The sequence below is a fragment of the Vibrio sp. 10N.222.46.A1 genome, from assembly GCF_041473595.1.
GTDB lineage: Bacteria > Pseudomonadota > Gammaproteobacteria > Enterobacterales > Vibrionaceae > Vibrio > Vibrio tasmaniensis_A.
On sequence record NZ_JBFRSN010000523.1, the window covers coordinates 1 to 5,229 of the forward strand.

The 5,229-nt window shown below is 41.4% G+C and carries 2 protein-coding genes; both read left to right on the forward strand.

Translation table 11 applies throughout. The features are described 5' to 3' along the window. Positions 1-4,462: hypothetical protein (locus tag AB4496_RS15150; protein ID WP_372131274.1), on the forward strand; the 4,462-nt coding region annotated here is incomplete at its 5' end. Continuing rightward, the coding region (locus AB4496_RS15155; RefSeq protein WP_372131276.1) for an SNF2-related protein at positions 4,455-5,229 on the forward strand (775 nt) is incomplete at its 3' end. The genes AB4496_RS15150 and AB4496_RS15155, both read left to right, overlap by 8 nt.

Consider the following 5,229-nt stretch of genomic DNA (forward strand, 5'->3'; position numbering starts at 1 on the left):
GCTGTGCATTATTCGAGATGAGAAAACGGACGTTTCCGATGAACTTCACGGAAAAATTGAGGAAACACCGTGGTTAACACTAGAGGAACCAAATCATTGTGTTGCACCTAATCAAATATTGAAGTTTGGACTGAGTGAGCTACCTGCTTCAACAAAATTATGCAGTGCTTCAGACAGCATGATTTATCATATTTCACAATTGTCTAATGGACTTGTTCAAGACAGTCAGACTAAAAGCGAATTGGAACGCTGGATTATAAATAACAAGGCTGCAGTTGGTACACGATTGGTCTCTGAGGCTGCGAAAAAACAAAACTACGCTTTGGGCAAGTTGGAAACCGTGACAGAAACGGTTGTTGTACAAGCGTGCTGTATTCCATATTTGTCGGAAAATCTTGTCGGTTGGCTGCTTCTTTCCGAGCTGTTTGAGTCCAACTATCTTGTACCTTCAGAAAATAAACAACAAATGCTATGCAATGAAGTCGATGCTAGTATTTTGTTTACTTCGCTAGAAAAAATTGCTGACCGTGGTCAGGATGATTTCGCAGCTGAATTAAGAACACAACTGCTTGGTGCACTGTGTAAAGCGCAAGCCGGTGTCGAGTTATTGCCTCAAGTACGCTTTCGAAATCAACTTGGATTATATGTTAACGGGTCAAACTTAGTGTCTGACGTCCCTCAAGTGGCACCAAAGTTTCTTATCGATCCCGTTGAATATAAAGTCGTTGAACCCTATTGCAGTAAGTCATTTGAGCAGAGCTCTTCGAATCAGGCCACAAACATTGTTGAAGATGGTAGCAATGCAGAAATACTGAGAAGTTATTTTGAGGATTGGGAAAGGCGTGTACCAATGGACGCTATTGCCACTTTTATGACGCTGTTTACCAAGCAAGAAAGTGTTGAAAGTTTGGCAAAGGGTTATCTAGTGAATAGCAACTTTGAAGCGATTCGTAAAATATATCAGAACAAGTGGGACCCGATTAGCCGAGGGAGAGGGCCGTATTCTGGTCAGCCCTTTAATACCTTATACAAAAGTATCGACTTTGAATTGTCGATATGTGCTGAAAACGCGACATTTATGAATTCCATTTTTGGTCATCGAGTTGAGGTTGAGCTGATAGGAACACCAAACTCGCTGCTTATACACCAAAAATCTAACGCCAAGCTCAAACGGGTTGAGCTTAGAAAGGTGGATACAAACAACATTGATAAGGAGCGTTTGATTCGTCTGTTGGCGAAAGGCGTGGAAGATCTATTCCAAGAAGTATTTGGCGCTGTCTTGCGTTTTGAAAATGATTTTCTCAAGAGTTTTGGGCACTCAGAACAAACGGATATTCAAGTGACCCGTCAAATTATACTCAATAATTTGGTGCCTTTGTTGGAACGTTTACAGGTAAGAGAGGAAGGGCTGTCGGACTTGCAACTTGAGTACAACAGGGAAACTCGAGTGCTTGCGTTAGCGGACCAATCGGTGAAGCAAGATCGGACTAAACTTTCAGTAGTTCTGGCTAAAATACAAAAGGTGATGGAAGATAATGCCAAAGTTCAAACTCTAGTGCTTAATTCGGTACGTAAAGAGATTAGCAAGCATTTTCAGTACTCTCCAAATAGTGTTCCTTTTGAGCTGTTACAAAATGCTGATGACGCATTGAGTGAACTTTCAGATATGACCAAAGGTAAAGCTGAGATTGTTCCGAGATTTGACGTTAACCTCGAAAATGGCAATGAATTAAATTTCTGTCATTGGGGGAGAGAAGTTAACTACTGTTCGAGTAACTATTCAGCTGGAAAAAATAGGTTTGAACGCGATTTAGAGAAAATGGTGAGCCTGAATGTTTCTGACAAAGCCGAAGGTAAAACAGGTAAATTTGGATTAGGCTTTAAGAGTGCACTATTGCTTTCAGACACACCACGTATTGTGAGTGGTGATATTTGTGCCGAAATTCAAGCAGGGGTTCTACCCAAAATACCAGAAAAAGCACTAATGGCATCGTTGACAGAAGCCACAGAAAGGTACGCGTTCAATAATCAAATTCCAACTCTGATTCAACTACCAAATTGTAAAGTACCAACAGAACAATTAGCGTCGATTCTAAGGCGCTTTGAGAGTAGCGCGGGCCTTTTAACAGTGTTCTCTCGCCATGTTCGCCAAATTAATATTAACGGTAAGCGTTTCGAATGGATGGGTGCAGCCGTTAACAATCTGCAGGGGGTAGCAATTGGTGACGTCAAACTGCCAACAAATAAGGCCACTCAAGGCGAAGTAAACCTTCGAAGCAGTAAGGTACTTTCGGTGACGACTGCTTCTGGCCAGTTTATATTTGCGTTAGATAAAAGTGGCTTGGTTTCTTTGGAGGACCGAAAGAAGCTAAGTAGCTTCTGGGTACTCAACCCTATTGATGAAGAACTCAAACTAGGCTTTTGTATTAATGCTCAATTTTCGGTAGACATAGGTCGGTCTCAGTTAGCGGTTGATAATGATGACAACATTGCGTTGGCTAAGCTGCTAGGGCAGGAGCTTACTGTGGCCTTAGAGGAAATGTATCAGAGATCATGCCAGTATTGGGATGAGTTTGCAGAGGAACTGGGACTAGGTGAAAAAGCAACATTTACTGGTTTCTGGCGAACGGTTTGGAATGTAATTACGACACAATGGCCCAATCAACTAGGTGATCATAGTTCGAAAGCTGAATTGATAAAGAGTATGTTCACTTGCTCGAATGGCCTTATTGATTTCTATAAACGTCATCCAGCACTTCCGACGAAACTTGCTGGTGAAGAAAGTAAACTAATCGATCTGAAAAGTGTTGAAATTGGAGCAGGACGTTTGCTCAGTGCTGTATATTCTTCTCTATCTGGGCATGAGCGACTATCTAGGTTATCTGAACAAAATCGAATCGTTTCTAATGAAGTTTTTGATGTGCTTGAGCGAATAGGATTTTCACCACTTAGTGGTAACCTAAAAAAACTGGAATTAATTGAACTCATTAAAGACGATCTTCCGAATTATGAAGTTCCACCTACAAAAGCGTCTTATTACGGTCGCTTGTTCGACGGTAACTTTGAAGAGCGAATCTCAAAGTCTAATGCCACCATATCAGAGACACGAGAATTAAAAGAGCATTTCTCGCAAATGCGTTTTTTGAACAACAATAAGATTGGCGTTTATGTTCCATCTAACAAGTTGCTATTTAAGGGAGTAAACGAATACAGCTTATTGAATCGTTTTGCACCAACCACTTCGATTCTCAGCGAGGAATACGACAGTGATGGTGAAAAACTTGCTAATTTAGCTCGCTCTGAATCCGAGTTCGAACCTTATTCTTGGGCACATCAGATAGAAAGTGACGATAAAGGCAAGGGTGGAAAGCAAGACGGTTTGTGTTCTTACATAGTTGATGGAACCCACACTGCGACCCTGCTCAGCAAGCTAAAACAATCTCGACCTCATTTCCTCAAAGAGGGTATATTTGACCCTAAGGTTCTTGATAAATGGCAATGGGATATTGATAAGCAGTCTCGCTTTATTCGCCTTTGGATCGACTCTGAAGCTGATAAGGCGCAACACGTCAGAAATGCCCAGAAAGAGTTTGTTCCTAATGTTGATGATAGTAGCACTATCCTAGAGAACATCGTGGAGTGGTGGAACGAAACAAAGGATTACCACTTAGTTGAACACGATAAATTGCTGTATGCCCAATCTATGCCATGGGAATTAATGGCAGAAGATTTTGCTTTAGAGCAGATAGAAACACGAAAAGGTTGGTTAAAGTTGTTCTACCTAGGCTGTTGCCAAACCTTGGCTTATTCTAATGACGCAGCGAATAGAAATGTCATTGAATGGTTTGAAAATCATGGGTGGTGGGACAAGTTAGCTCAACCTGGTGGGCCAAAGCCGGACTATTGGAACCAATTGATGGAAGAGTACCTGAAAACAGCAAAGGTTAATGAGCGCTATAGAGTATGGGTACAGATTCTACCTTTGTATCGTTTTGCTACAAAGCTAACAGACTATGTTAACTTGTTTAGGAATGCATCGTTCATAAATAACCTCAATGACCTATTGCAGCCCAATAGTTCAAGCCTACTATCCGGCTCGGGTATTGATGTCGCTGAACTCAAAGGAACGTTAGGAATTGGAATCAATTTTATTCTACGAGAACTCACAAGGCACTATGTTATCGAACAGGAATTTAGCTCTTCGACTCATAAATATGCATTTGTTTTACCTCTGAGGCTTAGAACCTTGTTAAACAAAATCGGAGCTGGTTTAAATACAGAAGCTAATCCGACTAATTCAGAGCAGCTCTATAGTTTTTTCTTAGAAACGCTTGTTGAAGATGATAGCCACTTTGGACTGAGTTTTGATATCCCTTTTAGAGTACTTTTGAATGATAGAAAGGCGTTTAAGCGCTGCTTTGATTTTGAGCCATTAGATTTAGGTGAGGCTGAACATGGATAACGTAGCACGCGTCAATCATCCGAAATTTGGATTAGGGAAGATTGAATTTGCCAAACAAGAAACATCACTGGTCAGATTTGAACACGGTTTTGAGGAGTGTTTAAACAGTGACCTTGAGCCTGTTGCTGATCTCAAATCAGATATTCAGTCTGGGAATGCCGTGAAAGCTACGGATCTGGCTTTAAAGTCTTTAGCGAGCTCACTCAAGAGTATCAATGAAAGTTGGAGTGTTTTCTCGAAGTCGAATATCAATTTGTTACCTCATCAGCTATGGGTTTGTCATCGTGTACTCAGGCAGTGGCCAACCAATCAGTTAATCGCAGATGATGTAGGGTTGGGGAAAACGGTTGAAGCGGGGTTGATTCTTTGGCCTTTGATTGAAAGAAAAAAAATCAAGCGTTTACTCATATTGACCCCTGCGCCTTTAGTTGAGCAATGGCAACTGCGGATGCTTGAGATGTTTGATATTAGGTTAAGCATGTATGCACCGGAAAATGACACTGATCGAGTGGATTATTGGGGTGCAAATAATATGGTTGTGGCATCTCTACCCACGTTAAGAAATGACAAAAATGGTCGGCAAGAGCGCATGCTCAATGCCGAGCCTTGGGACATGCTTATTGTAGATGAAGCACATCATCTGAACTCTACAGAGGATAAAGGCGGAACTCAGGGATTTAGGTTGATCCAGAGCCTTGTTGATAACGGTAAGTTTGAGTCTAAGTTATTTTTCACTGCAACGCCTCATAGAGGGAAAGAGTATGGCT